At 63.2% G+C, this 26,515-nt stretch carries 22 protein-coding genes; 16 read left to right on the forward strand and 6 right to left on the reverse strand.

Going from position 1 to position 26,515, the window contains the following annotated elements; translation table 11 throughout:
• Positions 1-72 precede the first annotated feature (72 nt).
• From A477_RS0110115 to A477_RS0110130, 4 genes are read left to right on the forward strand one after another with little or no spacing between them, the layout of a single operon-like run.
• Positions 73-1,671 (forward strand): cytochrome ubiquinol oxidase subunit I, encoded by a 1,599-nt coding sequence (locus tag A477_RS0110115; protein WP_017198887.1) that lies wholly within the window; start codon positions 73-75, stop codon positions 1,669-1,671.
• Between the two features lie 18 nt (positions 1,672-1,689).
• Positions 1,690-2,772 (forward strand): cytochrome d ubiquinol oxidase subunit II, encoded by a 1,083-nt coding sequence (gene cydB / locus A477_RS0110120; protein WP_017198888.1) that lies wholly within the window; start codon positions 1,690-1,692, stop codon positions 2,770-2,772.
• Between the two features lie 7 nt (positions 2,773-2,779).
• Positions 2,780-6,223: a thiol reductant ABC exporter subunit CydD gene (cydD, locus tag A477_RS0110125; RefSeq protein WP_017198889.1), complete on the forward strand. Its 3,444-nt coding sequence runs from the start codon at positions 2,780-2,782 to the stop codon at positions 6,221-6,223.
• Positions 6,224-6,232: 9 nt separating this feature from the next.
• The gene (locus A477_RS0110130; protein ID WP_017198890.1) at positions 6,233-7,243 is read left to right on the forward strand and encodes a GNAT family N-acetyltransferase; all 1,011 of its coding nucleotides are present in this window, start codon (positions 6,233-6,235) and stop codon (positions 7,241-7,243) included.
• Between the two features lie 3 nt (positions 7,244-7,246).
• On the opposite strand, the gene A477_RS0110135 is transcribed toward A477_RS0110130, so the two are convergent.
• Positions 7,247-7,765 carry a DinB family protein gene (locus A477_RS0110135; RefSeq protein ID WP_017198891.1) on the reverse strand — a complete coding sequence of 173 codons (519 nt, stop codon included), beginning with the start codon at positions 7,763-7,765 and terminating at the stop codon, positions 7,247-7,249.
• 130 nt (positions 7,766-7,895) lie between these two features.
• Between A477_RS0110135 and A477_RS0110140 the strand changes: the two genes are divergently transcribed.
• A complete protein-coding gene (locus A477_RS0110140; protein WP_017198892.1) occupies positions 7,896-8,279 on the forward strand; it encodes a VOC family protein in 384 nt (127 codons plus the stop codon).
• 109 nt (positions 8,280-8,388) lie between these two features.
• On the opposite strand, the gene A477_RS0110145 is transcribed toward A477_RS0110140, so the two are convergent.
• Positions 8,389-10,914 (reverse strand): DNA gyrase/topoisomerase IV subunit A, encoded by a 2,526-nt coding sequence (locus A477_RS0110145; RefSeq protein WP_017198893.1) that lies wholly within the window; start codon positions 10,912-10,914, stop codon positions 8,389-8,391.
• Positions 10,915-10,968: 54 nt separating this feature from the next.
• Here A477_RS0110145 and A477_RS0110150 point away from each other — a divergent pair, with 54 nt between their 5' ends.
• From A477_RS0110150 to A477_RS0110165, 4 genes are read left to right on the forward strand one after another with little or no spacing between them, the layout of a single operon-like run.
• The gene (locus tag A477_RS0110150; RefSeq protein ID WP_017198894.1) at positions 10,969-13,656 is read left to right on the forward strand and encodes a bifunctional acetate--CoA ligase family protein/GNAT family N-acetyltransferase; all 2,688 of its coding nucleotides are present in this window, start codon (positions 10,969-10,971) and stop codon (positions 13,654-13,656) included.
• 57 nt (positions 13,657-13,713) lie between these two features.
• Positions 13,714-14,439, forward strand: a complete 726-nt coding sequence (locus tag A477_RS0110155; protein ID WP_017198895.1) for a DUF5998 family protein — start codon at positions 13,714-13,716, stop codon at positions 14,437-14,439.
• Positions 14,436-15,665: an alkaline phosphatase family protein gene (locus A477_RS0110160; protein ID WP_017198896.1), complete on the forward strand. Its 1,230-nt coding sequence runs from the start codon at positions 14,436-14,438 to the stop codon at positions 15,663-15,665. The genes A477_RS0110155 and A477_RS0110160 overlap by 4 nt, the downstream gene beginning before the upstream one ends.
• On the forward strand, positions 15,658-16,419 hold the full coding sequence (locus tag A477_RS0110165; RefSeq protein WP_017198897.1) for a thymidine kinase: 762 nt from the start codon (positions 15,658-15,660) through the stop codon (positions 16,417-16,419). Before A477_RS0110160 ends, A477_RS0110165 begins: the two co-directional genes overlap by 8 nt.
• A gap of 54 nt (positions 16,420-16,473) precedes the next feature.
• Here the strand turns inward: A477_RS0110165 and sepH are convergent, their stop codons facing one another.
• On the reverse strand, positions 16,474-17,814 hold the full coding sequence (sepH, locus tag A477_RS0110170) for a septation protein SepH (RefSeq protein ID WP_026005510.1): 1,341 nt from the start codon (positions 17,812-17,814) through the stop codon (positions 16,474-16,476).
• Positions 17,815-18,130: 316 nt separating this feature from the next.
• Here sepH and A477_RS0110175 point away from each other — a divergent pair, with 316 nt between their 5' ends.
• Positions 18,131-18,430 (forward strand): DUF4193 domain-containing protein, encoded by a 300-nt coding sequence (locus tag A477_RS0110175; RefSeq protein WP_017198899.1) that lies wholly within the window; start codon positions 18,131-18,133, stop codon positions 18,428-18,430.
• A 16-nt stretch (positions 18,431-18,446) separates the two neighbouring features.
• Here the strand turns inward: A477_RS0110175 and A477_RS0110180 are convergent, their stop codons facing one another.
• Entirely contained in the window at positions 18,447-18,944 is a 498-nt protein-coding gene (locus tag A477_RS0110180) for a DUF3093 domain-containing protein (protein WP_044568675.1), read from the reverse strand.
• Between the two features lie 85 nt (positions 18,945-19,029).
• Here A477_RS0110180 and dut point away from each other — a divergent pair, with 85 nt between their 5' ends.
• The 4 genes from dut to A477_RS0110200 all read left to right on the forward strand — a co-directional run bounded on the left by dut (position 19,030) and on the right by A477_RS0110200 (position 21,616).
• Complete coding sequence (gene dut, locus A477_RS0110185; RefSeq protein ID WP_026005511.1) at positions 19,030-19,569, forward strand: dUTP diphosphatase; 540 nt, start codon at positions 19,030-19,032, stop codon at positions 19,567-19,569.
• Between the two features lie 115 nt (positions 19,570-19,684).
• On the forward strand, positions 19,685-20,443 hold the full coding sequence (locus A477_RS0110190; RefSeq protein WP_017198901.1) for a DUF3710 domain-containing protein: 759 nt from the start codon (positions 19,685-19,687) through the stop codon (positions 20,441-20,443).
• A 103-nt stretch (positions 20,444-20,546) separates the two neighbouring features.
• Positions 20,547-20,807, forward strand: coding sequence for a hypothetical protein (locus tag A477_RS23495; RefSeq protein ID WP_017198902.1), 261 nt, complete (start codon positions 20,547-20,549; stop codon positions 20,805-20,807).
• Complete coding sequence (locus A477_RS0110200; protein WP_017198903.1) at positions 20,804-21,616, forward strand: DUF3159 domain-containing protein; 813 nt, start codon at positions 20,804-20,806, stop codon at positions 21,614-21,616. The genes A477_RS23495 and A477_RS0110200 overlap by 4 nt, the downstream gene beginning before the upstream one ends.
• On the opposite strand, the gene A477_RS0110205 is transcribed toward A477_RS0110200, so the two are convergent.
• Both A477_RS0110205 and A477_RS0110210 read right to left on the reverse strand, forming a co-directional pair.
• Positions 21,583-22,320, reverse strand: coding sequence for a potassium channel family protein (locus A477_RS0110205; RefSeq protein WP_017198904.1), 738 nt, complete (start codon positions 22,318-22,320; stop codon positions 21,583-21,585). The two genes, A477_RS0110200 and A477_RS0110205, sit on opposite strands and share 34 nt — an antisense overlap.
• Entirely contained in the window at positions 22,320-22,991 is a 672-nt protein-coding gene (locus tag A477_RS0110210) for a potassium channel family protein (RefSeq protein ID WP_017198905.1), read from the reverse strand. The genes A477_RS0110205 and A477_RS0110210 overlap by 1 nt, the downstream gene beginning before the upstream one ends.
• 115 nt (positions 22,992-23,106) lie before the next feature.
• Here A477_RS0110210 and A477_RS0110215 point away from each other — a divergent pair, with 115 nt between their 5' ends.
• On the forward strand, positions 23,107-25,083 hold the full coding sequence (locus A477_RS0110215) for an APC family permease (protein WP_017198906.1): 1,977 nt from the start codon (positions 23,107-23,109) through the stop codon (positions 25,081-25,083).
• Positions 25,080-26,447: a class I SAM-dependent RNA methyltransferase gene (locus A477_RS0110220; protein ID WP_017198907.1), complete on the forward strand. Its 1,368-nt coding sequence runs from the start codon at positions 25,080-25,082 to the stop codon at positions 26,445-26,447. Before A477_RS0110215 ends, A477_RS0110220 begins: the two co-directional genes overlap by 4 nt.
• Positions 26,448-26,515: the final 68 nt, after the last annotated feature.

The following is a 26,515-nucleotide window of genomic DNA, read 5'->3' on the forward strand; positions in this document are numbered from 1 at the left end:
GTAGAAGAGAAGTTTTCTACGTGACGTAGAAGTAAGGTCATCGTACTTCGGTCCACCGCACAAAGGACAGCCATGGACGCCTTGGAAATCGCACGCTGGCAGTTTGGTATCACTACCGTCTACCACTTCATGATGGTGCCACTCACTATCGGCCTCGGCCTGGTAGTGGCCATCATCCAGACCATTTGGTACCGCACCGGCAAGCCCGAGTACCTGCGAATGACCAAGTTCTGGGGAAAGCTTTTCCTCATCAACTTCATCATGGGCGTAGCCACGGGCATCGTCCAGGAATTCCAATTCGGCATGGCGTGGAGTGAGTACAGCCGTTTCGTTGGAGATGTTTTTGGTGCGCCGTTGGCCCTCGAAGCACTGTTGGCCTTCTTCGTTGAATCCACGTTCCTGGGGCTATGGATCTTTGGCTGGAAGCAACTCAAGCGCGGCGTCCACCTGGCGTGCTTGTGGATCGCCGTGATTGGTTCAGTTTTCTCCGCATACTTCATCATCGTGGCGAACTCCTGGATGCAGCACCCCGTAGGTGTCGAGATGGTTGATGGCCGACCCGTGATGACCGATGCCTGGGCTGTGTTCACCAACAACACGGCGCTGGTTGCGGTGCCCCACACACTGTTCGGTGCACTGGCTGTCGCGGGCGCCTTCCTGTTGGGTATCGCCTGGTATCACCTCTGGCGTCGCCGCCATGATGGCATTGACGTAGTGGGCAAGGACGGCAAGCTGGTTCCCGGCGAGGCCGCAATCCCTGGCCGTGACAAGGCCGATTACACCGTGTGGATGACATCCTTGCGAATTGGTGCAGTGGTGGCCATGATCTCCTTCGCGGGAACGGCCATCACGGGTGACCTGCAGGGCAAGCTGATGTTCGAGCAGCAACCCATGAAGATGGCCGCAGCGGAAGCTGCCTGCCATGACGGCACGGGCTTCTCGGTCCTGAGCGTCGGGAACCTTGGTGCCAGCAACTGCGATGACATTGTGGCCGTCATCGAAGTGCCCGGCATCCTCTCCTTCCTTGCCAAGGGTGACTTCACCACCGAGGTCAAGGGCGTGAACAGCCTGCTGGGTGAGTACAAGGAGAAGTACGGCACCCACTTGCCGGACAACCCCCTGTATGGTGAGCGCGCCGGACAGGAAATCCAGTACGTGCCCGTGATGGAAGTGACCTACTGGGGTTTCCGCATGATGATCGGCTTCGGTGGCCTGGCCGCCTTCGCCGCGCTGTTGGCCCTCTGGGTGACCCGCAAGGGCGTGGTTCCTGAGTCCACATGGCTCATGCGGCTGGCAGTCCTGGGGATCCTTGCACCGTTCGGCGCCAACGCCGCAGGCTGGATCTTCACCGAAATGGGCAGGCAGCCGTTCGTGGTGGCCCCGAACCCGGACATGAACGGAATCGACCAGGTCTTCATGTTCACCGCTGCCGCGGTTTCCCCGGGGGTCAGCGCAGGAGAGCTCATGACCTCGCTGGTTGTCCTCACCGCCATCTACGCCGTGCTGTTGGTGGTGGAGGTGAAGCTCTTGGTCAAGTACATCCGCGGTGGCGTGGCCTCGGCGATGCCCGAACTGGGCCACGCGCAGGACGCAGACGACCAACGTGACAAGAACGACGACGGCACCGGACCGGACAAGTCCGGCGACGACGTCCTGGCATTCGCCTACTAAAGCCGAGGGGTACTGACAATGGAACTGTTGCCAACCATCTGGTTCGTGGCCATCGCCGTTTTGTGGACCGGTTATCTCTTCCTGGAGGGTTTCGACCTCGGCGTCGGCATGCTCATGAAGCTGTTTGCCCACCACAACACTGACCGCCGGGTACTGCTGAACACCATCGGCCCCGTATGGGACGGCAATGAGGTGTGGCTGCTCACCGCAGCCGGTGCCACCTTCGCAGCCTTCCCCCTCTGGTACGCCTCGCTGTTCTCCAGCCTCTACCTCCCGCTCCTGGCAGTCCTGGCCGCCTTGATCTTCCGGGCAGTCGCTTTCGAGTACAGGGGCAAGGTGGACTCCGAGCGGTGGCGCAACCGCTGGGACTGGGCGATCGCCGTCGGGTCCTTCGTGGCCGCCTTCGGCATCGGCGCAGCCTTGGCGCTCACCACCACGGGCCTGCCCTTGAATGCCAACGGAGACCGCGTCGGGGGCCCAATGTCCTGGTTCAGCGGCTACGCTCTCCTTGGCGGTTTCGGGGTGGTGGCGTTTGCCCTGGTGCACGCGTTGGCGTTCCTTGCCCTTAAGACCGACGGCGATGTGCGGCATCGCGCCCGCCGCTGGTTCATTCGCCTGGTGCCGTTCGCGGTGTTGCCGATGTTCGGCTGGATGGTGGCCGTCCAGTTCCTGAGCGGCAAGCCATGGACCTGGGCATTGGTGGCAGCGGCTATCGTCGCAGTCGTCCTGGCTTGGCGGCTGGCCCGTACGGGGTCTGAAGGGCGCGCCTTCAGCGCCCTCGGCGCGTTCATTGTGTGCGCCACTGCCTCGATCTTCGGAGCCGCATTCCCTGTGGTCATACCCTCAACGATCGATCCCGCCTTCAACTTGACCGTCTCCAATGCCTCGTCCTCCGATTACACGCTGGGCCTCATGAGCATCGTTGCAGCCGTTGGCCTGCCGCTCGTGATTGCCTACCAGTCATGGACGTACTGGGTGTTCCGGAGGCGCGTAAGCGCGGCCCACATCCCCGAAGCCCACGGGTTCCTGCCGGCAATTGCCGCAAAGGTGATGATCCCCAAGGGCAGCTCACCATCCACGCCAAGCAAATCGGGAGACTAGTCGCCCCATGAAACCCGTGTTCCCTTCCGGTTCCGCCACACGATCGGCGCTGTACTCCATTGGCCTGATGTCCGCCCTCAAAGCCTTGTCCCTGGTGCTCATGGCCCAGGCTGTGGCGGAGATGCTGGCCGGACTCGCGTCCGGGGCAGGGAACTCCGGCTCAGCGGACTGGAACAACGGGCTGGTCTGGGGCGCCGTAGGAGCGGTCCTCAGGTCGCTGACGGTGTGGGGCCAAGGCATTGCCTCCAGGCGGGCTGCCCTGGGCGTCAAAGAGGAACTGCGGGCACGGCTGCTGAGGCGCTCGCTGTCCGACGGCGTTTCATCGCCCGCAGCGGGAATGAACGACGGCGGCCTGGCGATCCTTGCCACCCGGGGCTTGGACGCGCTGGACGACTACTACACCCAATACCTGCCTGCGATCGTGAACTGCGCTACGGTCCCGCTCCTGATCGGAGCCCGGATCCTCTTCGCCGACTGGGTGAGTGCTGTGGTGATCGTCCTGACGGTTCCACTGGTGCCGCTGTTCATGGTCCTCATCGGCAGGCACACCGAAGACACCGTCCGGGAGGCGCAAAGCACGCTCCGGAAACTGTCCGGCCACATCCTTGAACTTGCCAAAGGCCTTCCCGTCCTGGTGGGCCTGGGACGTGCCACCGAACAGCGCGCAGCCCTGGAAGATATCTCCGAGCAATACCGGAGCCGGACCATGGGCACGCTTCGCACGGCGTTCCTTTCCGCGCTGGCCTTGGAACTCATTGCGACGATCTCCGTGGCCGTAGTGGCTGTGTTCATCGGCGTACGGCTGGTGCATGGCGACATGGCCCTTGAAGCCGGCCTCCTGGCGCTGATCCTGGCCCCGGATTGCTACCTTCCGCTCCGGGAACTCGGCACCGCCCACCACGCAAGCGATGACGGCAGGGCAGCCCTGGAAACCACCAATGCCGTACTGGATGCCCCCTCACACGAGCGCCTGCAGGATCATGGGCCTTCCAACACCGGGCAGGACGGCATGGAGCAGGCCGGCGTAGTGGTGAGCGGATTGTCGGTGACCTACCACGGAAGGTCCGCGGCCGCCGTCGGGCCCCTCAGCTTCACTGCCGCGCCCGGGCGCGTTACGGCCCTCGACGGCGACAGCGGCTGCGGAAAGAGCACAGTCCTGGGTGTCCTTGCCGGGCTCATCGGCCAAGGGCCGGGAGCCTCGGTCGCCGGGACCATCACCGGTGCGGACCCGGGGACAGTGGCGTGGGTTCCGCAACACCCGGTCATGGCCACCGAAACTGTGCAGCAAGAGATCGAACTCTATCTTGACGGGTACAAGGGGAACGCCTCCGAGGCTGTCACCCGTGTCCTGCGGAAGGCCTCCGCAGAGCACCTGGCTGCCAAGAACCCGGCGGAACTAAGTCCCGGAGAGTTGCGGCGGATCGCACTCGCCCGCGGACTGGCCCGCGTGGAAGCAGGCGCTACGGTCCTGTTGCTCGACGAGCCCACCGCCCATCTTGACCAGTACTCCGCAAGCGTGGTTCGTCGTGCCATCGAGTCGCTTCGTGGCAACGTCACCGTGATCCTGGTGGCCCATGACGCTGCCACCCGGGCGCTCGCCGACTACCTGGTACCCGTAGGGCACCGGCTCCAACACCGGAACTTGGCGGCCGTGGCCACCGGGGCGAGCAGTCCACGCGACAACCGTCCCGGGGTTGATACGGTCCCAGCGAAGGAAGCCAACCCCCACAGCGGCCTCCCTCCCGCTCCCACGCCCAGCATTCTGCATGGCCTCCTGCGGACTCTGCGACCCGTACGTTGGAAGTTCCTTGCCGCAGGTGTCGTGGCCGTCCTGGCCGCCCTCTTCGCGGTGGCACTGTCAGGTCTGTCCGGGTGGCTGATCATCCGCGCCAGCGAACAGCCGCCCATTCTCTACCTCCTCGGTGCGATCGTCGGAGTCAGGTTCTTCGGTATAGGAAGGGCCGTTCTGCGTTATTGCGAGCGGCTCTTGACCCATGATGCCGTGTTCGCTGCCATGACCCGCCTCCGCGGTGCGCTGTGGGCATCGCTGAGCCGCAGGGCCTTGTCCCTCAGGCGCCTCCTCCAAGGCGGCAACGTGTTGGGCTCCGTTGTTGACGACGTGGACACCCTCCGCGACCTTCTGCCCAGGGTTGTCCTGCCTCCCGTGACTGCCATGGGAGTCGGGGCCGCGGCGATCCTCGCCACCGCCATCGTTTTGCCAGCGGCCCTGCCGGCAGTGGTGGCAGCCGCAGTCGTCGGTCTGGTGGTTGCCCCGACCCTGGCGGTCCTGGCTGACAGGAACGCAGCCAAAGCCGAACAGCAGATGCGTTCAGTCGTGCTTCGGGGGGTGGCCGCCGCCCTGGACGCCCGTGCGGAACTAAGCGCCAACGGGGTGGGAGAGCCGGTCCTCGGTGCGCTGCGCGACAAAGACCGCGCCGCTACACTCTCTGCACAACGCTCCGCATGGGCTGAAGGACTCGGCCAATCGGTGATTGTCCTTGCGTGCTCCATGGCCGCACTGTGGGCCGGCGCCCTGAGTGCACCCTCCGTGCTGAACGGCACCGTTGCCCCGGAACTGGCAGCCGTCATTGTCCTGATGCAACTCGCCTTGGTGGAACCCTTTGGGGGCATCGTGTCCGCTGTGCGCCAGGCCCCGGCACTCGCAGCCGTCCTCGGGCGGGTGGCAGCATCCGGCGCTTTGGACACCGCCACGCCAAAGAGCCACGCGGAAGAGCACGACGGCGGCACGCGGCGCCTGCCTGATCTGCCCGGCCGGGCGGGACTCGAGTTGCGGGATGCTTCAGCGTCCTGGCCCGGTGGTCCGAAGGTCTTTTCCGGTGTAAATGCTGTTGCCGGGCCAGGCCGCTGGCTTGCCGTGACCGGCCCCTCCGGAGCAGGGAAATCCACGCTCCTCTCGGTACTGCTCGGATTCCTGCCCCTGGCGGAGGGAACTGTGAAGCTCTCCGGCAAAGCTGCGTGGTGCCCCCAGGAAGCACACCTGTTCGACTCCACTATCCGAGGCAACCTCCTGCTGAGCCGCCCGGCTGCAGCCAAGCCCAGTGAGGCAGAGATGCACAAGGCACTGGCCGACGTCGGACTTGATTCAGTGGTGCGAGCGCTGCCCGGTGGGCTCGATGCCCGTATCGGCCCCGGTGGTTCGTTCCTGAGCGGTGGCGAACGTCAGCGGCTTGCCATGGCGAGGACGCTTCTGACCGGAGCCTCCGTGCTGTTGCTGGATGAACCCACTGCCCACCTGGATGCGGGCTCGGCGCGGGAAATGATGGCCATTCTGCGCAACGGACTCGAGGACGTCACCGTTGTCCTGGTTACGCATAATCCGGACGATATTGATCCGGCAGATGTGCGGCTGGAACTCCCCGCCGCCAAGGATGCTGCAACGCGAAGCAGCGAAGGCGCGGCGGAACTGGTGGGAAGGCCTACTCCTCAGTAGCCTGTTGGCATGCCTTTCAAAGACGCAAGCCAAGTCATGCCAGATGCCGGTGCTACCGGCCTGAACTGGCGACCAGCCACCATGGAAGATGTCGACAACTGGGCAGGCCTGATTGCACGGACGGCTGCCGTCGAAAACCCTGTTTGGTATGAGAAGCACGGCGACCTGGTCCACGTCCTGGAGTCCACCAAGAATCCGCCGGAGACGAGCACGCTCCTTGGCCTGGATTCCGACGGCGTGGCGCGTGCCTATGGCCGCATTACCAAGAACCCCGCCGGCGACAAAGCCACCGGAATGGCGTGCGTTGACCCGGAATGGCAACAGCGGGGCATCGGCTCCGCAGTCCTGGTGTGGCAGGAAGGACAAGTACGCACCCGATTCCAGTCGGATCAGGCCATGGGCCACACCACGGCACCGCCCCGTCTCCGCATCCAGACGGAGGAACAGCACGAGCATCAGGCAACACTTTTGATGGGTCACGGATACGGTGCCGTGCGCTGGTTCAACGAAATGCACCGGCCCCTGTCCCAGCAACTGCCCGAGGCACCACTGAGTGCAGGACTCGAGCTCCGGACGCTGGATCCATCGCTCTTTGAACCCGTGCGCCAAGCCCATAACGATGCGTTCAGGGACCACTGGGGGAGTGAGCCACGGGATGAAGAATCATGGCGCTTCACCCTTGAGGAACCGACGGCCAGACATGACCTCAGTGCTGTGGTTATTGATTCGGACACGGGGGAGGTGGCCGGATATCAGCTAACCAGCTTTGATCCCGACTCTGCCGCCAATCGCGGTTTCAAGGAAGGCTACACAGAGCTCCTTGGTGTGCGGCGTGCCTATCGCGGCCGGGGCATAGCCCAAGCACTGCTCGCCGATGCCATGCAGCGCTACGCCTCGGCGGGTATGAACGTGGCCTCATTGGACGTGGACTCGGCCAACCCCACCGGGGCGTTGCAACTCTACTTGGGCATGGGTTATGCGCCAGTGAACCGCAGTATGACGTGGGAGAAGATGCTCTAGTTACTAGCCGTCCACATCATGGAGGTGATGCACAACGTCGTGGAGGAAGTACTGGGAGAACGTCAGCACGGTGAATGAGGATCCGTTGCTGCGCGTACCGGTGCGTTGCCAGTCATCCTCGGTGACCCTGGCGAAGGACTCGGCAATTTCCTTGCCCTCGGCCTCCAGTTCGTCGGCCACCGTGCGCGGATCAGCGGAACCGTACTCGCCGTCGATCGCGGCCTGGTCCTGGTCCCAGTTGGCGAACCGGGCGTCGTCCTCGGTGAGCATCAGGTTCAGCCGCTGGTCGAAGAGGCTGAAGACGTCCCGGACATGGCAGGCGTATTCCAGGTTGGACCACGTGTGGTCGTTGGGACGTGTTGCTACGTCCTCCCGACGCAGGACGGCCCGCCACCGAGGAAGCATGTTCAGAACGGTGCCGGGCACCGTGGAAGGAGTCACCGTTGCGGGGTCGAATCCGCATTCGGGGCAGGGCACTGACAGCACCCAGGTCCAGTCTTTTTCATCGGGGATGATCGGCATGCGGCCAGTCTAAGCTGATCCTGCCCGCACCCCCTCTACAGCCCATGAAATATGGTGTCGTTTTCCAATTACTTACGGACCCTGCCAAGAGTAAAGTTCGTTCCGGGGGGAGAGCCGGAAAGAGAAAACAATGCTCAAGGATCAGCAGGTTGGTGCCGTCCTACCGGCACAGGACATAGCCCGGGCACGCGCGTACTACAGCGAAAAACTCGGACTGGAACCCGAAAATCCGGACGCCGACGACAACCTTCAGTACAGGTGTGGCGACGGAACCGGATTCTTTGTCTATCAAACGTCCAATGCAGGGACTGCGAAGAACACCCAGATGGGTTGGACGGTCAGCGATGTCCGGGCCACGGTGCAGGAGTTGCGTGGCAAGGGAGTCAAGTTCGAAGACTACGACTTTCCGGGCCTGAAGACTGAAGACGGCATCGCTACGATGCCCGATGGAAGCGCCGCAGCATGGTTCCTTGACAGTGAGGGAAACATACTGAGCATCAACCAAACCGGCTAGCCCGTGCGGTGGCTTCACAGCCACGGCAGCACGAAGGCCGGAGGTCTGTAACCCCCGGCCTTTGCCGTGCTGTTCGACGACCTCGCGGTGCTGCTCGGGTACCCGCGAATTATTCCGCGTATTCCGAGGCGTCGGCCCATGCCATGCTCGGGCCGATGGCTTCCACGGGCTGGGACAACGGAACGCCGGATCCATCCCTGCGGCCGTGTTCGTGGGGGAGTGCCCTTGCGACGCCCGCCGTCGAGGAAGCCTTCGCCGGACCATGACCTGCCCAAGCCAGGAGCAGTGTGTCCTCGCCCTTGAGGAAACGGTGGACCCGCACGCCGCCGGTGGCCCGGCCCTTGACGGGATACTCCTCGAAAGCGGTCACCTTCGCAGTCCCCGGGGCCGTCCCCGGCAAGGCACCGTTGGTTCCGGCAATGGTCACCACGACGGCGGCAGGATCGTCTGCGCGAACGGTACCGAAGTGAATTACTTCGTCGCCGGCCGCAAGCTTGATGCCGGCCATGCCGCCGGCCGTACGTCCCTGCGGACGGACGTTGGAAGCACTGAATCGAAGCAATTGGGCCTGCCGTGTCACGAAGACAAGGTCAACGTTGTCCTCCTGCGCCGGTTCCACCGCGAGCACCGAGTCCTTGTCTTTCAGGGCGATGATCTCCCAGTCTTCACGGTTCAGCGGGTAGTCCGGTTGAACGCGCTTGACCACGCCCTGGACCGTACCAATGGCGAGGACGGCGTCCAGGGGGACGAAAGCAACCAAGGTTTCGCCCTTGAGCAGGGTGATGAAGTCCTTGGCGGGGACGCCGCCGGCCAGGTTGGGGAGACCGGAGACCGGAGGCAACACGGGCATGTCCATCACTTGGAGCCGGAGCATGCGGCCCTGGGATGTGACCGCACCGATTTCTCCCCGGGCGGTGGTCTTGACCACTGAGCGGAAGACATCGTGCTTGGTCCGGGGACCCGATTCGGCCAGCGGTTCCTGGTTGGACGTCCTGGCGATCTGTCCGGACACACTCAGCAAGGCCCAGCAGGGGTCGTCCGGAATTTCCAAGGGCAGCGCTGCGGCTTTGCCCTTTGGCCCCGGTACTGACGCTGCCAAGGCCGCAGCCGCCGTGGGAGAGACAGCTTCCGATTCCAAGAGCACTGTGCGGCGGGGCGTGCCGTACTTTTCGGCGACCACGGCCAACTCGCCCGAGACAAGATCGCGGAGCAGTTCATCCGAAGCCAGGATGGCCTCCAGGGCCTCGATCTCGCGGCGGAGTTCGTCCTGTTCCTTCTCCAGCTCAAGGCGGGAGTACTTGGTCAACTGCCGCAGGCGCAGTTCCAGGATGTAGTTGGCCTGGATTTCGGTGAGGTCGTAGATGGACATGAGGCGTTCACGCGCGGCCGAAGCCTCGTCCGAAGAACGGATGATCTGGATGACTTCGTCGATGTCCACAATCGCGATCAACAAGCCCTCCACCAAGTGGAGGCGGTCCTTCTTCTTGCCGAGGCGGAAGGACGTGCGGCGGCGCACCACATTGAGGCGGTGTTCAACGTACACCTGCAGCAGCTGCAGGAGGCCCAGCGTCTGCGGCTGGCCGTCAACCAAGGTGACGTTGTTGATGCCGAAGGAATCTTCCATGGGCGAGTAGCGGTACAGCTGCTGGAGCACGGCGTTGGGATTGAAGCCGTTCTTCAACTCGATGACCAGGCGGAGGCCGTGATTCCGGTCCGTGAGGTCAACGACGTCGCTGATGCCGGTCAGCTTCTTGGCGTTGACGGCATCCTTGATCTTCTCGATGACCTTTTCGGGGCCCACCATGTAGGGGAGCTCAGTGACCACCAGGCCGGTGCGACGGGCGGACAGCTGTTCCACTTCAACCTTGGCCCGGGTCTTGAAGGATCCACGCCCCGTGGCGTAAGCGTCGCGGATTCCGTCCAGTCCCACGATGCGGCCACCCGTGGGGAGATCGGGCCCCGGGATGAACCGCATGATCTCGTCCAGCGTGGCACCTGGGTTGGCGATCAGGTGACGAGCAGCGGCGATGACCTCCACCAGGTTGTGTGGAGGCATATTCGTGGCCATGCCCACAGCGATGCCCGTGGTGCCGTTGACCAGCAGGTTGGGGAAAGCGGCGGGGAGCACATCCGGCTGCGTCAGCTGGTTGTCGTAGTTGGGGACAAAGTCCACTACGTCTTCGTCCAGGTGGTCCGTCATGGTCAACGCGGCGGCCGCCAAGCGCGCCTCTGTGTAACGCGGTGCTGCCGGGCCGTCGTCGAGCGATCCGAAGTTGCCGTGACCATCGATGAGCGGCAGGCGCAGGGAAAAATCCTGCGCCATACGCACCATGGCGTCGTATATGGCAGTGTCGCCGTGCGGGTGGAGCTTACCCATGACTTCGCCCACCACGCGGGCGCTCTTGACGTGACCCCGATCCGGGCGGAGACCCATATCGGACATCATGTACAGGATGCGCCGTTGAACGGGCTTCAGTCCGTCGCGGGCGTCCGGGAGGGCACGCGAGTAAATCACCGAGTAGGCGTACTCCAGGAAGGAGCCTTCCATCTCGGACGTGACGTCGATGTCGACGATGTTCTCGGTGAAATCACCGAGGGGCTCGGCTGTGCGTGCGGATTTTTGGCTGCGGGCCATGGGGTCGGTGGATCCTTAAAGATGTACTGCGGATGTTTTAGCTAGGCTAAGCCTATGGTGGATCAGCCCGGCGTCGGCATTTATCCGGAATATTGGGAAGCTGATGTCGTGCTGCGCGACGGCGGGACAGCCCACCTTCGTCCCATACGACCCGAAGATGCCGATGCTTTGCAGGCGTTCCATGCGGGTCAGTCGCAGGCCTCCATCTACATGAGGTTCTTCTCCTTCAAACCAAAGCTCTCCGGCAAGGAAGTCCGGCGCTTCACGGAAGTGGACCACATCAACCGTGTGGCATTCGTTATCACTATCGGCGGTGAAATCATGGGGATCGGCCGCTACGACAGGCTTGATGATCCCGCCGAGGCCGAAGTCGCCTTTAACATTTCCGACGCGCACCAGGGTCGTGGCATCGGCTCAATCCTCCTGGAGCATTTGGCGGTTGCCGCCCGGGAAAACGGCATCCGCCGCTTCACAGCCGAGGTCCTGCCGGATAACCGCAAGATGCTGATGGTCTTTGCCGACGCCGGCTACGACGTCAAACGACAATTCGATGACGGCGTTGTGAGCGTCGAATTCAACATCGACCCCACGGAGAAATCGCGGGCCGTCATGGAGTCACGCGAGCACCGCGCGGAGGCGCGCAGCGTGCGGGACCTGTTGTCGCCGTCGTCGGTAGCCGTCATTGGTGCCAGCCGAAAGTGGGGGACGGTAGGCTACCAGCTGCTGGAGCACATTATTGAAGGCGGCTTCAAAGGTCCTGTCTACGCCGTCAACCCGGAGGCGTTCGAACTTGCCGGGATGATCTCCTTTGGAAAGTTGTCCGAGATCCCGGGGCCGGTGCAGCTGGCCATCGTCGCTGTTCCCTACGAGGAAGTGCCCAAGGTAGTGGACGACTGCGCGGCTGCTGGCGTCAAAGGCATCGTGGTGGCCACCGCCGGATTTGCCGACGACGGCGAGCGGGGACTCGCTCGCCAGCACGAGTTGGTGCGGCGGGCCAGGGCGAACGGAATGCGCGTCATTGGTCCGGAATCCCTCGGGATCCTGAATACACACCCGGCGGTGTCTTTGAACGCTTCGATGGCGCCCACGATGCCCCCGCGAGGCAGCTTGGGTTTGTTCAGCCAGTCGGCTGCCGTAGGTGTTGCGGTTTACGCAGCCGCCAGCCGCCGCCGGCTCGGGTTGTCATCGTTTCTCTCCGCCGGAAACCGTGCCGACGTTTCCGGCAACGACGTCATGCAGTACTGGGAGGACGACGCCGATACCTCAGCCGTGGGCCTCTACCTTGAGTCGATCGGCAATCCCCGCAAGTTCTCCCGCCTGGCGCGCAGGTTGTCCCGCAGCAAACCGGTGATCGTTGCCAAGTCCGACGTCACCGGCCTCAGCCTTCCACCCGGACACGAGGTTCGCACCACCCAGGCGCCGTCCGCTGCAGTGGACGCAATGATGCGACAGGCCGGCGTGATCCGTGTCGAGACCATCGAGCAACTCATGGACATCGCCCAGATCGCGTCCACGCAGGCGCTGCCCAAGGGACCGGGCGTAGCCGTGTACTCAAATTCCGTCGCGTTGGCCAAAGTGGTTGCCGACAGCGCCGGACCCCTTGGGTTGGATGTGGGCCGCCTTGTGACGGATATTGACCTGGACGCTGGTATGTCACTGGCGCTTCCTGCCCTTCGGGCAAGTCTCCAGGAAAGCCTCGCGGACGACTCCGTGCATGCCGTTGTGGCGGCCCTTCTCCCGGCCCGCGGACTTACCGTGCAGTCACTCGCGGGAGTCCTGGCCGAATGCGCTGCCGAGGCCGGAAAGCCTGTTGTGGCTGCATTCACTGGAATCCTGGACCCCTCCGTGCACGTGGAAGGCATGGTGGGCGCAACGGGCAAGCCTGTGCTGCCGTGCTACTCCAATGCCGGTGCCGCCGTGGCAGCCTTGGCGGCGATCGTCCGTTACGCGCAGTGGCGCGACCGTGACCAAGGGCTTTTCGTGGAGCCTGACGGTTGCGATGTCGACGGTACCAGGGAAACGTTGAACGCGATGCTGGCTGGCGTCACGGGAGAAAAGATCAGGAAACTCGACGCCGGTGCCGCCGCCGCACTGCTTTCCGGCTACGGAATCGATGTGGTGCCGACTCTCGGATTTGGTACCGCTGATGAGGCCGTGCAGGCCGCGGAGCTTGTGGGATGGCCCGTGGTCCTCAAGACCACCGATCCTGCGTTGCGGCACCGGCTGGACCTCGGAGGCGTTCGGCTGGATATTCAGGACGCCGAATCCCTCCGTCAAAACATCGCCCAAATGCGCCGTGCTTTGGAACCCTATGGGTCGCCCTCGCTTGAAGTACAGGCCATGGCGCCTGTGGGACAGGCCTGCACCTTTCGTGCCATGGAGGACCCCCTGCTGGGGCCGGTCCTGTCGTTCGGCCTGGCCGGGGATGCGGTGAACCTGCTGGACGACTGGGCGCATCGGGTCCCGCCGCTATCAGCTGCGGACCTGCACGATGTCATCCGCTCGCCACGGGCGTCCCGGAAACTGTTCGGCTACCAGGGCCTGCCCGCCGTGGATGTGAAAGCTCTCGAGGATATAGCTGCCCGTCTCGCCAAGCTGAAAGATGACCATCCAGGAATCGCGTTGGTGGAATTCAACCCTGTCCTGGCGGGGCCCTCGGGTGCCACCATCCTTGGCGCGGATGTGTGGATCGGCAATGCGGCGCAGCGTACGGACAGTGCCCGACGTGCGATGCGGGGTTAGCCACAGGACTGGACCGCGCGGTTAGGTAGTCATCAAGCGATCTGTGAAAATGGGGGAATGAGCACCCAGTCTCCGACGCCTCAATCCCGTCCGTCCAACGCCGGGCACCACACCTCCCATCATCACAGCTCGCAGGGACAGAGCCTGGATCAGGCGCTGCAGCAGGCAGGTTTCTACCCTCGGTTGGTGGCCGACGTCGTCGATGACGCCTTGGATGGCCGGGAGTGCCTCTCCCACCTGGTCCACTTGGAGACCCATTTCGACCGTGCCGAGGTCCGCAGGCACATCACAGTGCTGGTGCTCACGGAGGACATGCTGGTGATCACCCACGTTGATGACCAGCAGCTGGATGAGGCCGGAGAGCAGATCGTTGCCCAAGTCTCCACTGAGTCCGTACCTGTGGCCCAAATCCGCTCGGTGGTCCTCAGCTACATGTATTCGCAGCCCCAGGACTACAAGCCGTCCGATCCTGTCCGGGAGATGACATTGTCCATCGCGTGGTCCGGCGGGCAGCGCCTGGACATGGGCCCGGCGAGCTGCGGGGATCCCCAGTGCGAAGCCGATCACGGCTACAGCGGAACCATCGCCCAGGAAGACATCGTCCTGCGGATCAGTGCAGAGGCGGACGGACTACAAGCGGTCCAGGATGCCAAGATTTTTGCCCGTGCACTGCGTGCGGTCAACACGGGCAATCCTTCCCCTGCCCAACATGCCAGCATCCCTGCACCGAGGCCGCGTTCGGGCGTCTTCAGCAACCGCCTCAGCCGCGGACACCAACGTTGAGGGAAACCGCACAGAACCCGGTGAGCACGTCGTCTGGGACCAACCCGGCCGCTGATCTTCCATCGCCGCCGCTATACGGAAGCAAGTCCATAGCGGAAGTCCTTACCAGCGCTGCCGCATCCCTGGGCATGCCGGGCTTCGCCAACCACCTCCAGCTGCCATCAGCGCAGCGTGTCTGCGTGGTCCTTGCCGATGGGCTCGGCCGTAGCCTCTTGAAGCAGAAGTCCTCCCACACGCCCTTCCTCCGGTCGGTCGTGGCCGGGGGACAACGCAACGTCCCCACGTGGATAGACGCCGCCTTCCCCAGCACCACGGCGGCATCCCTCGCGAGCCTCGGCACAGGTTTACCGGCCGGCCAGCACGGAATGGTGGGCTACGACGTCCTCGATCCCGATCAGGACAAGGTAGTCAACCTCCTGGGTAACTGGGATTCCCAAGTGGATCCCGCGCAGTGGCAGCCCCACGCCACGGTTTTTGAACGGCTTGCCGGAGAATTGGATGTCGTGACCGTTAGCCTGCCTCAGTTCGGAAACTCCCCGATGACTCAGGCTGCCCTCCGCGGAAGCCGCTTTGTTGGCGGCACCACGCTGCATGCCAGGACCGCTGCGGCCGCTGAGGCAATGTCCGGTGGTGGACGTTCCCTCATGTACTTTTACGCCAACGAGCTCGACAAAGCCGGTCACCGCTACGGCTGCCAGTCGGACCGTTGGGAGCACCAACTCGAAGAACTCGACTCGACGGTCAAGAGACTCTCCGCCACGCTGCCTGCCGGCACCACCATTCTGGTGACCGGCGATCACGGCATGTTGGACGTCCCGGAATCCCAGAGGATCGACTACTCCGCTGATGAAGCGCTGGTTGCAGGGGTCCGCCACACTGCCGGGGAGCCACGCATGGTGCACCTCTATCTTGAACCGGACGCGACTCCGGCCCACCGGGAATCCCTGATTGAGGCGTGGCATCACCGCTTTGGCGAACGGATCTGGGCCTTTACACGGGAACAGGCCGTGGATGCAGGCTTGTTTGGCTCAGTGAGTCCTGGGGTGTCCGCGCGCATCGGCGACGTCATGATCGCAGCGCGTGACACCTTGGCTCTCTATGACACGCGGAGGGCCCGCCCGGCATCCTTGGAAGTGGTGGGGCAGCATGGTTCACTGACCAAGGCGGAACGCGAAGTACCCCTGCTGTGCTTCGCCGCTGCCGGCAAGAAGGGCAAACGTGGCTGAGCTGGTCTTCTTCTCAGGCACCATGGACTGTGGCAAATCCACCCTGGCCCTCCAAATGGACCATAACCACCGTGCACGCGGCCGCGGAGGTGTTCGGTTCAGCTGTAACGACCGCGCAGGTGATTCCAGGATCTCCAGCAGGCTGGGCCTGCAAACCGACGCGGTGGAGGTTGTGGGTGACACCGATTTCTGGGACGAAGTGGTGGCCCGGCGAACCAACGGACTGCGGGTGGACTACCTCATCTGTGATGAGGCCCAGTTCTACTCACCCACCCAGGTGGAGCAATTGGCACGGCTTGTGGATGAGATGGAGGTGGACGTCTTTGCGTTCGGCATCACTTCCGACTTCCGCACCAGACTGTTTCCTGGCTCGCAGCGACTCATTGAACTCGCCGACAAAGTGCAGGTCCTACAGGTCGAAGCCTTGTGCTGGTGCGGCCGCCGGGCAACGCAGAACGCCCGCACCGTCAACGGCATCATGGTGGTGGAGGGCGACCAAGTGATGGTGGGAGACGTCGCACCGCAAAACAGCGGCGAGGAAGCCGGGCCCACGGAGGGTGCATCCGCCGCTGGGAATCCGTCCCCTGTGGCTGGACCCGCTGACGCAGTGGGCTATGAGACGTTGTGCCGCCGGCACTACATGAGACGCGTCACGGCTCACGGCGCAAACTTGATGGCAGGCGCAGACCAACCGCTGCCGTTCGACGTCGATGCCTGCCTCTGGCCCGGCGCAGGGGCCCTTGGGCGCAGCTAGCCGATGCAGCTGGCCGGTGCACGTCCAGGGCGCGTTGCACGTCCAGGGCGGCGGTTAGTCGCCTCTGGCCCCGAAGACGATCTCGTCCCAGCTTGGGATGCTGGACCGCTTGGGGCGTGACGGCTGGCGTTCGGCAGGGGAGTCCACGTCTTTACGCACGTCAGCGTCTTTCTGGTCCTCCACCGGCACTTCGTCCTGATGGGCGTCATGGGAAGATTGCGCCTCGTCGGCTTCGTCCGCTCCGCGGGGTTGCGGGTTTCCGCTGCCGCCGAGGAGTTCGTCAAGTCCTGCAGGCTTGCGTCCTGCCAAGGAAGTCACAGGTCGAAGCGGGCTGGCTACCACCGTTATTTCACGTGTGTCTGTGCTGACACCATTGTGGAGCTTCAGTGAGTCGTCGCCGTCGTCATCGTGCGACTCGAAGTGCCGTGGAGCGAGGCTGAGCCTGGACAGCATCGAAGGGCGTCCGTCTTTGCGTGCGTGCTCTTCGGCTGCAGGAGCCACCGGCTCGACATCCGGGACGCCGGGTTCTTCAGCCTCTTCTATCTCCTCGCCGGGGCGCGGGTGCGCTGCGGGAACGTTGCTCAAGAGGACTGCCAAGGCGTCGTCGCCGTCTTCATCCACGCCAAGGCGCTGGCCGCGCCGCGAACGGAGCATTTCCAGCAGGCTGTCGGATTCCTTCGCGGACGCCCGTGCTGCCGTTTCGGCGTCGGTCTCAAAATCGAACGGCCTGTCCGAGACGGCAGCAAGCCGCCGGGCCGGGACCGGGCCGTCCATCGGCTCAAGTTCGCTGAGTTGCTGGGCCCAACGGTTGGCATTCTGAAGCGACTTGCGCTGGGGACTAAAGGTCCACATGGCAGGCGGCTCTTCGCCGATGCTTCCGTGAGCGCCGGGGACGGCTTCGAAGCGTGCGACGACGGTCCAGGTACCGTCGGGTCGGCGCCATGAATCCCAATCCACCGAGGAGGCATCAATGCCGTGCGCTGAGAGTCGGTAGTCAACCATTTCGCCCAGAGTGGCCGGGTTGTCGCCAAAAGCGGAGCGGTAGATGTCATGCCCGGGAGCAGGGGAGGCAACTTCGATGTTTCGGGCCTGTCGCACTACGTACTCACGCTCTGCAAGCACAGGGCCTTCATAGCGTTGCACGTTGGCGAGGGGGAGACCTGAAAGCTCTGCAACTTCCATGGCCGTAGCTCCGCTGCGGATCCGGGCCTGGATGTCGCGGGGCGACATGGAAATCGGCGTATTGGAGGCGCGAGCGGCCACCTGGGCAGGGGTGCGGCTCGCCGCGGCCCTCAAGGCCTCGTCGATCGGAAGCTGGAACATCGCACCACCGGGGCCGCTCAAGAGCAGATGCCCGCCGTCGTCGTGGACGCCTACCAGTCGTAGATCCTGCATAACACCCTCCACCACATGGCATAACTGACATTCGAAACTCTGCCACCCGCGGGGGGCTTTTCCTACTAGGGCAAAGGGCGTGCCGTGATATTCCGCTGAAAGCCGGTTCAATCCGGAAGGGTTTTCAGCCGATTCCCCGGCAAAAGTGGGCCTATGGACTTTTCGGGCCCGCGGGAGGACAATCTGGCCGGGATCGGGCACAAATCCGGGGCGTCCGGCGTTTGCACCCTTAAGCCGGCGGCAGGGAGGTTCCTGCGCTCCGGTTTCCAACCCGGAACAGGTATCCCCGGACAGGGATGGAGGACGAAGAAGGACCATGGCCACGGACTACGATGCCCCTCGAAAGACCGAGGAAGACGTCAGCGAGGATTCGCTGGAAGAGCTCAAGACGCGCCAGTCGGGGAAGCAGTCCTCCGCAGTGGACGTCGATGAGACCGACCTTGCCGATGGCTTTGAGTTGCCGGGCGCGGATCTTTCCGGCGAAGAGCTGCTCATTCAGGTCATGCCGCCCCAGCCTGACGAATTTACGTGTTTCAACTGTTTCCTGGTGAAGCACAGGTCCCAGATCGCAGCGGAACGGGACGGGCACCAGTACTGCACCGAGTGCGAAAGCTAACCGCAGCGTCCGGGTGTCAGGGCCGTGGCGTGGTGAGTGCCGAAACGAGCTCATCGGGCTGGCGCGAGGATGCCAGCCAGTAGGGGGTCCGGTCTGCAGGGTCCGTGATCTCAATCTTGACCACCGGATCGATCCAACCGCGGAAGCACATGTAAGCGAGTCCATTCAAGCGTGGACCCCGCTCAGCGGTGGCCTCGCCCTTTGTGAACGCTTGGACGGAGCCTACGTATTTCCTGTCGATGCTCGCACGGCCCACCCTGACGGTGTCAGTGGTGACAGTAATGGTTGGCGTAGAGAGCACCAACATGATTGTCATGATGGCCAGAAGCACCAAGGCGGCGATGATTCCGGCGGCTGCGCTGATGGGACCAAACATCAGGACGCCTGCGCCGGAGAGGCCTACAACCACAACCCAGATCCATACGGACGGCCACAGCTTCTCGGTGTACAGGACCTCGGAGGCCGATGGGGTGTTCCGGGCAGGCACAGGGGAAGACTGGTCAGGCGTAGGCATGGGTCCAGCTTATCGGGCATTGGCTACGGGCTTCGCCCCGGACGTATCGGCCTTGTGCCGGCAGGTCCCAGTAGAATGAACCATTGTGAGCAACGAGACCGCAGTATTCAGTACAGAGGCAAACTCCGCAGTCGCGGACAACAGCGAAACCACGGCAGCGTACGGCGCCCCCACCTTGGAGGTGCAGCTGAAAATGCTCGACGCCGGGCTGGAGGCCCCGTCGTACGCGCACCCTGGCGATGCGGGTGCCGATCTCCGTGCCCGCGAAGACGTGCACCTTGCCCCCGGCGAACGAAAACTGGTTCCAACCGGTGTCTCCATAGCGCTTCCCGACGGTTTTGTGGCCCTGATCCATCCCCGCTCCGGACTGGCCACCAAGCATGGCCTTACGGTGGTCAATGCTCCCGGCACTGTGGACGCGGGTTACCGCGGCGAAATCGCTGTCACGCTCCTGAACACTGACCAAAAAAATGCCATTGACCTCAAACGCGGCGATAGAATTGCACAAATGGTGATTCAGCGCGTCGAATACGCGCGGTTCGTGGCTGTTGACCAACTGTCCGATTCCATTCGGGGGACCGGGGGCTTCGGATCCACGGGCGGCTTCAACGCACCGAAGGCCTGAGAAACTACTGAACCCCGTGAGCCGTAGACCAACGCCTGATGCATTGGCGCGGTTTAGCGCGGTTTAACGTGGTTGCGGTTTACTTGGGGATAGACCACTACTAAGGAGAAACCCAATGCTTTTTGGGCGCGGCAAGAAGTCCAAGGACGAGCGGTCGGAAACCGCCGGCACCGTCGATGAGTCTGGTGCCGAGGCACTACATACCGAATCAGGCGGGTCCGGCACGCCTGGTGACTTCCGGCTTGGCAAAGGTCCCTTGGACATAGAGGAGATCGAGAGCCGCGATGGCTACGTTGACCTTGGTGCTCTGCTGATCGAACCGGCCGAAGGTCTCCAGCTGCGGCTCGAGGTGGAAGAAGCCACCCAACGCGTGGTCGCCGTGACCATGGACCTCAACGGTTCCAGCTTGCAGCTCCAAGCGTTTGCGGCACCGCGTTCGGAAGGTCTTTGGGACGAGATCCGTGAACAGATTAACCAATCCGTGGCGAGCCAAGGCGGAGAGACCGAAGAGGTTTCCGGAGCTTTCGGTACTGAACTTGTAGCCAAACTGCCCGCCGAAGCTACTGACGGCAGCCGTGGCTTCCGTGCTGCCCGCTTCATGGGCGTGGACGGGCCACGATGGTTCCTCCGTGGTGTCCTTGGCGGGCAGGCTGCCTTGGAACGCGATGCCGCAGCAGGACTGGAAGATCTGTTCCGCAAGGTCGTAGTGGTCCGTGGCGATAATCCGATGCCTCCCCGCGAATTGCTGCAGCTGCGCCTGCCCAAGGATGCTGCGGTACCGGGCCAGGCCGGCGCTCCCCAAGGCGCCGTTCCCCCGGAAGAGCCCGCCATGCAGCAGCCGGAGCGAGGGCCGGAGATCACCCAGATTGGTTGATTCCTCCGGGCACCGCGGAACATCCGGCCAGAGGCCCCCTGAGCAGGGAGTTCGGGATCTTCCTGCGCGGGGCAGGGCCATATGTACCGGTTTTATCGAGTCTGTGACCCATCAGCCGCCCACCCAACAGCCGTTCTTCTCGGCTGTGGTGGTCGATACCCTGGGGCCGGGAGACCAGCGCGCTTCCGGGGGAGCAAAAAAGCCCTATGACCGCCTCCGCGTGATCTGGCTGGGCAGGACAAGGGTCCCCGGCATTGAAGCCGGCGTGGAACTTCGCTTGAACGGCATGGTGACCCAGGTTGATGGCCTTCCGGCCATGTTCAATCCCCGATACGAAATACTTTCCCGTCAGGAGCACCTATGACCGTGGCCAACGGATCAGAACCGAAGGACACAGGGCGCCCGACGCCCCCGCAGAACGACGTTGCGCTGCCCGCCGCGGCCAAACCAGGTGCGGCGCGCCCCGCTGCTGAATCACCCAGTGTGTCTGGCCTTGCTGCCGGTTATGCCGAAAAAGCCGGTCTGCACCGGAACAGCGCGGGGCACGTGGACATGCTGAAGTCGGCGGGCGGGGTCCAAGGTATCGCTGAGAGCATCCTTCCCGGACTTGTCTTCCTGGTCGCTTTCACCATCACCCGCGATCTCACGCTGTCCCTTATCGCAGCGCTGGCTGCCGCCGCCGTCTTCACGGTGGTGCGCCTGATCCAGCGGCGCCCCTTGACGCAGGCGCTGGCAGGCGTAGTGGGCGTGGGCATTTCCGCTTGGCTGGCCAACACCACAGGTAAGGCGGAGGACTTCTACGTCCTCGGATTCTTCACCAACATCGCTTATATCGCGGGCATGGTGCTCTCCATCGTGCTCAAGTGGCCGGTTGCGGGGCTGTTGTTCGGTTTCGTGCGCAACGAGGGACTTGAGTGGCGAAAGGACGCCGAAAGGCTCCGCGCCTACAGCTTGGGTACGTGGATCGTAGTGGCGGTGCTTGCCCTCCGCCTGGTGGTTCAGGTGCCGTTGTACTTCATGGGAGAGCCAGGACTGCCGGCGCTGGCTACCACCAGGCTGTTGATGGGAGCTCCGCTGTACATCCTGGGCCTCTGGGTGGCTTGGCTCGTCACTAAGCCTGCCGTTGGCGAGCCGGCACCTCAGCCGTCGAAACCGTCGTCCTCAGCTGATTGATCGGCTGCTTCGGCAGCATCATCACGGGGTTCCCGGCCGTCGTCGGAACCCGGTGACAACAGCGCCCGCAGGCCGTCCTCGGCTGCGATGGTGGTGACGAAGAAGAGTTCGTCGCCGCCATCCAGGACGTCATCACGCGTAGGCGTGATGGGGGCGTGGTCGCGCAGGATGGCCACCAACGTCGCGTCTTCAGGCCAGTCGATACCGCCTACCGTGCTGCCAATGACGTGGGAATCATGCGGAACAGTGAACTCCACGATTGAGGCCACTCCTGTCTGCAGGGTCAACAGACGCACGATGTCGCCAATCTCAACAGCCTCTTCCACCAAGGCCGTCATGAGCTGCGGGGTGTTGACGGCCACATCCACACCCCAGGAGTCATTGAACATCCAGTCGTTCTTGGGGTTGTTGACGCGCCCCACGGTCCGCCCTACGCCGAATTCGGTCTTGGCAAGCAGCGATACCACCAGATTGACTTTGTCGTCACCAGTGGCAGAAACCACGACGTCGGCATCCTCGAGTTTGGCATCCTGCAGGGTGCTGAGTTCGCAGGCATCGCCCACAAGCCAGCGGGCACCCCGAAGCCCGCTGCGCCCAATGACTTCGGGCTTCAGGTCGATAAGGAGAATCTCGTGTTTGTGGGCCAGGAGCTCACGCGCGATGGACGAGCCGACGCTGCCTGCGCCAACAATGACAACTTTCACTAAGACTCCTTGGCGGGTGCTTTGGCGAGAATCCGGCTGATCTCGGAGGTTCTATCCAGGCTCACCATCGCGTGGACAGTATCACCCTCCTGGTACGCGGTTCCGGCCTGGGGCAACAGGCCCTCACCAAATCGGGTGAGGAAAGCGATGCGGATTCCGGCGGCGGACTCGATGGAGTCCATGCTGTGTCCGATCCAATCCTCGTGCAGATCTACTTCAGCAAGTACCAGGCGGCCTGAGGGCTCGCGATAATCACCGGCGAGGTGCTGCTCGGGAAGTATGCGGCGCAATACCTGGTCAGCACTCCAGCGGACGGCTGCCACGGTGGGGATGCCGAGCCGCTGGTAGATTTCGGCGCGGCCGGGATCGTAGATGCGTGCCACCACATGGGCAACATGGAACGTTTCCCGGGCCACACGAGTGGCAAGGATGTTCGAATTGTCGCCGCTGGAAACTGCGGCGAAGGCGTAGGCCTCTTCCACGCCGGCTTGCTTAAGGGTGTCCCGGTCGAAGCCGACCCCGGTGACTTTGCGCCCCGTGAAGGTGTTGCGGAGCCGGCGGAAGGCCCGCTCGTCCTGGTCGATGATGGCCACCGAGTGGCCGGCATCCTCCAAAGTGTGTGCCAGGGTCGCGCCAACACGGCCGCAACCCATGATCACGAAGTGAGCCACCGTGTCTCCTTAAGTGTGTTCTCTATCCCGCTCGGTACGACTTTACCGGTGCAGGGCGGGTAAGCAGGCGACCAACCGTCATGACATCCCTGGGGATTCAGAGTAGCTTTGCGGAGTGCTGACAATTCTGAATGCCGCGAAGCGGGTGTTGGTGGGCCGGCCAGTCAGGAACGACCGCCTGTCCCACACCCTGTTGCCCAAACGCATCGCTTTGCCGATCTTCGCCTCGGACGCCCTGTCCTCAGTGGCTTATGCCCCGGACGAAATCCTGCTGACGCTCGCCCTTGCAGGCGTGAGCGCCGTGGCCTTTTCCCCGTTGGTGGGTCTCGCCGTCATGGTGGTGTTGCTCACAGTGGTGGCATCCTACCGTCAGAACGTGCACGCCTATCCGTCCGGGGGTGGCGACTACGAGATTGCCAACGTCAACCTTGGTAAGTATGCCGGGCTCACCGTAGCCTCCGCCCTACTGGTGGATTATGTTCTGACGGTTGCTGTGTCCATGTCGTCAGCCGCTACGTACTTGACCACGGCCATCCCGGCACTGCATGGACAGCAGGCACTTATTGCCACCATCGGTGTGATCATCCTGGCTCTGGTCAATCTTCGCGGAGTCAAGGAAGCCGGGACGCTTTTCGCCGTCCCCACGTACATCTTCATGGCGTCCATCCTGGGCATGACCGCGGTGGGCATCTTCCAAGCAGCCACCGGCACCTTGGGCGAGGCGCCGTCCGCCAACTTCACCATTGTCCCTGAGCCCGGATTCGACGAAGGCCTGGTAGGGCTGGCCGGAGCTTTCTTGCTCCTACGTGCCTTTTCATCGGGAGCCGCCGCGCTGACCGGCGTCGAAGCCATCAGCAATGGCGTCCCGAACTTCCAGAAGCCCAAAAGCAAAAACGCGGCCACCACGTTGCTGCTGCTCGGCGTCATTGCAGCGTCCATGCTGGCCGGCATCCTCTACCTTGCCAACGCCACCAAGGTGCACATCGTCCTGGACCCGGCCCGGGAATTCCTGGTGAACGGAAAGCCGCTTCCCGAGGGTTACATCCAGACTCCTGCTATCAGCCAGATTGCCGACACCATCTTTGGGTCCGGTTCCATTCTTTTTTACGTCGTAGTTGCGGCCACGGGCATCATCCTGGTGTTCGCCTCCAACACGGCGTTCAACGGCTTCCCCGTGCTGGGTTCAATCCTGGCCCAGGACGGCTACCTGCCCCGACAACTCCGCACAAGAGGCGACAGGCTTGCGTTCAGCAACGGCGTCCTTGCGCTGGCAGCCGGGGCGCTGGTGCTGATTCTTGCGTTCAACGCAGATGTCACCAAGCTGATCCAGCTGTACATTGTGGGCGTCTTCATCTCGTTCACAGCCAGCCAGCTCGGCATGATCCGGCACTGGGGCCGCGAACTGAAACTGGCCCGGGACAAAGCTGTCCGCCGGCGCATCATCAAGTCGCGGACCATCAACATGCTGGGTTTCGGGATGACTGCTTTGGTCCTGGTCATCGTCCTCATCACCAAGTTCGAACAGGGCGCCTGGATCGCCCTGCTCGCCATGTTCGTCCTCTTCCTCATCATGTGGAGCATCCGGGCCCACTATGACAACGTGGCCAGGGAGTTGGCTGTGGACGAGGACTCCTCTCCGCGTGCACTTCCCACCAGGGTTCATGCGGTTCTCCTCGTTTCCCACGTGCGGAAGCCGGTCCTCCGGGCACTGGCCTACGCGCGGGCTTCCAGGCCCTCGCGCTTGGACGCCGTCACCGTGGACATCAGCCCTGAGGAGACAGCACAGACCGTCAAGGATTGGGAGAAGCTGGAGATTCCGGTTCCCCTGACCGTGTTGGCCAGTCCCTACCGCGAGACCGTGACGCCCATCATGGACTACATCAAGAACATGCGCCGCGACTCACCGCGGGACCTGATTGTGGTGTACATCCCCGAATATGTGGTGGGCAAATGGTGGGAACAACTCGTCCATAACCAAACAGCACTCAGAATCAAGACAAGGCTCCATTTCGAACCCGGAGTCATGGTTGCCAGCGTTCCGTGGCAGCTGAAGTCGTCCGAAGAAGCAAAGGCACTGCAGGATACCCAATGACCTCCCAGAACAATTCCCATAACGCAGGACACGGCGGAGGCCAGGGCGAGCCCGGCACCGAACTGGTGGTTGGCGTTGGCCCCATCGCCCACGGCGGGCACTTCGTCGCCCGGCACGAAGGGCGCGTCATCTTCGTCAGGCACGCGATCCCGGGGGAGAAGGTCCGTATCCGCTTGACGGACTCCGGCGACTCGTCGCGCTTCTGGCGTGCCGACGTCGTCGAGGTCCTGGAGGCTTCACCGGACCGCGTTCCGCATTTTTGGAAGCAGGCCGATTCGTTGGGCTCATGGAGCCGCGGAGCTCCGCCGGTAGGTGGAGCCGAGCTCGGCCATATTTCCCTGCAGCGCCAGCGGGCCCTGAAAGCGGAAGTACTTGCCGAACAGCTCAAGCGGCTTGCCGGCTTGGACCTCGCCACCGAGGTGGAAGGCGTGGGAGACAATCACGACGACGGACTTGGCTGGCGCACGCGCGCCAGCTTCGCGGTGACCCCCAAGGGCCGTTTGGGCATGCATGCGCACCGTTCGGACGTTGTGCTTCCCATCAAGGAGATGCCGTTGGCGCTTGCGGGCGTCAACGGGCTGAAGCTTTGGGATCTTGACCTGTCGGGCATCGCCCGTGTGGAGGTCGCGGTGCCTGCCAACGGTTCGCGACCCCTGATCCTGCTGGCTCCGGAAGAATCAACAAGCCCCAAGAGATTGCACAGCATCGTGTCCCAGTTGCCGCATGACGTTTCAGTTGCGAGCTTCGATCCCAGCAAAGGGGAAGTCCTGCAGCTGCGGGGGAGGACCTGGGTGCAGGAAAGTGCAGCCGGCCATGAATACCGTGTGACCGGTGAGGGGTTTTGGCAGATTCACAAGGACGCCCCGGACACGCTGGTAGACGCTGTAACGGGCTATCTTTCCAACGGCGGGTACTTGCAGCCCGGCGCCGCAGTTGCCGACCTCTACGCAGGCGCCGGCCTGTTCACGGCACCTTTGGCGGACGCAGTCGGAGTGACCGGCTCGGTACTTTCCGTGGAGGGCGCGCCGGGCACCAGTCGCGACGCCCGCAAGAACCTGCACGGGGAAACCCAGGTGGAAATCGTTCAAGGGCGTGTTGAGCGGGTCCTGCACCAACGCGCCCGCAGCTTCGACTCACTGGTGCTGGATCCGCCCCGCGCCGGAGCAGGCAAGGCGGTGGTCAAGCAACTGATGGCCACCGGGCCCCGTGCAATCGCCTATGTGTCGTGCGATCCGGCATCCTTTGCGCGTGATCTGGGTTACTTCCATCAAGGAGGTTGGCGACTTGAGTCGCTGCGGGCCTTCGACCTGTACCCGAACACCCATCACCTGGAAACGGTAGGGCTGATCGTCCCCGCCGCGTAGCCGGGAGGCCGCCCGGCGTCCATAGTGGAGAAGGAGTAATTGCCGGTTTCCATCGCGATGCCTGATCA

This window comes from Arthrobacter sp. M2012083 (assembly GCF_000281065.1).
In the GTDB taxonomy this organism is placed as follows: Bacteria; Actinomycetota; Actinomycetes; order Actinomycetales; family Micrococcaceae; genus Arthrobacter.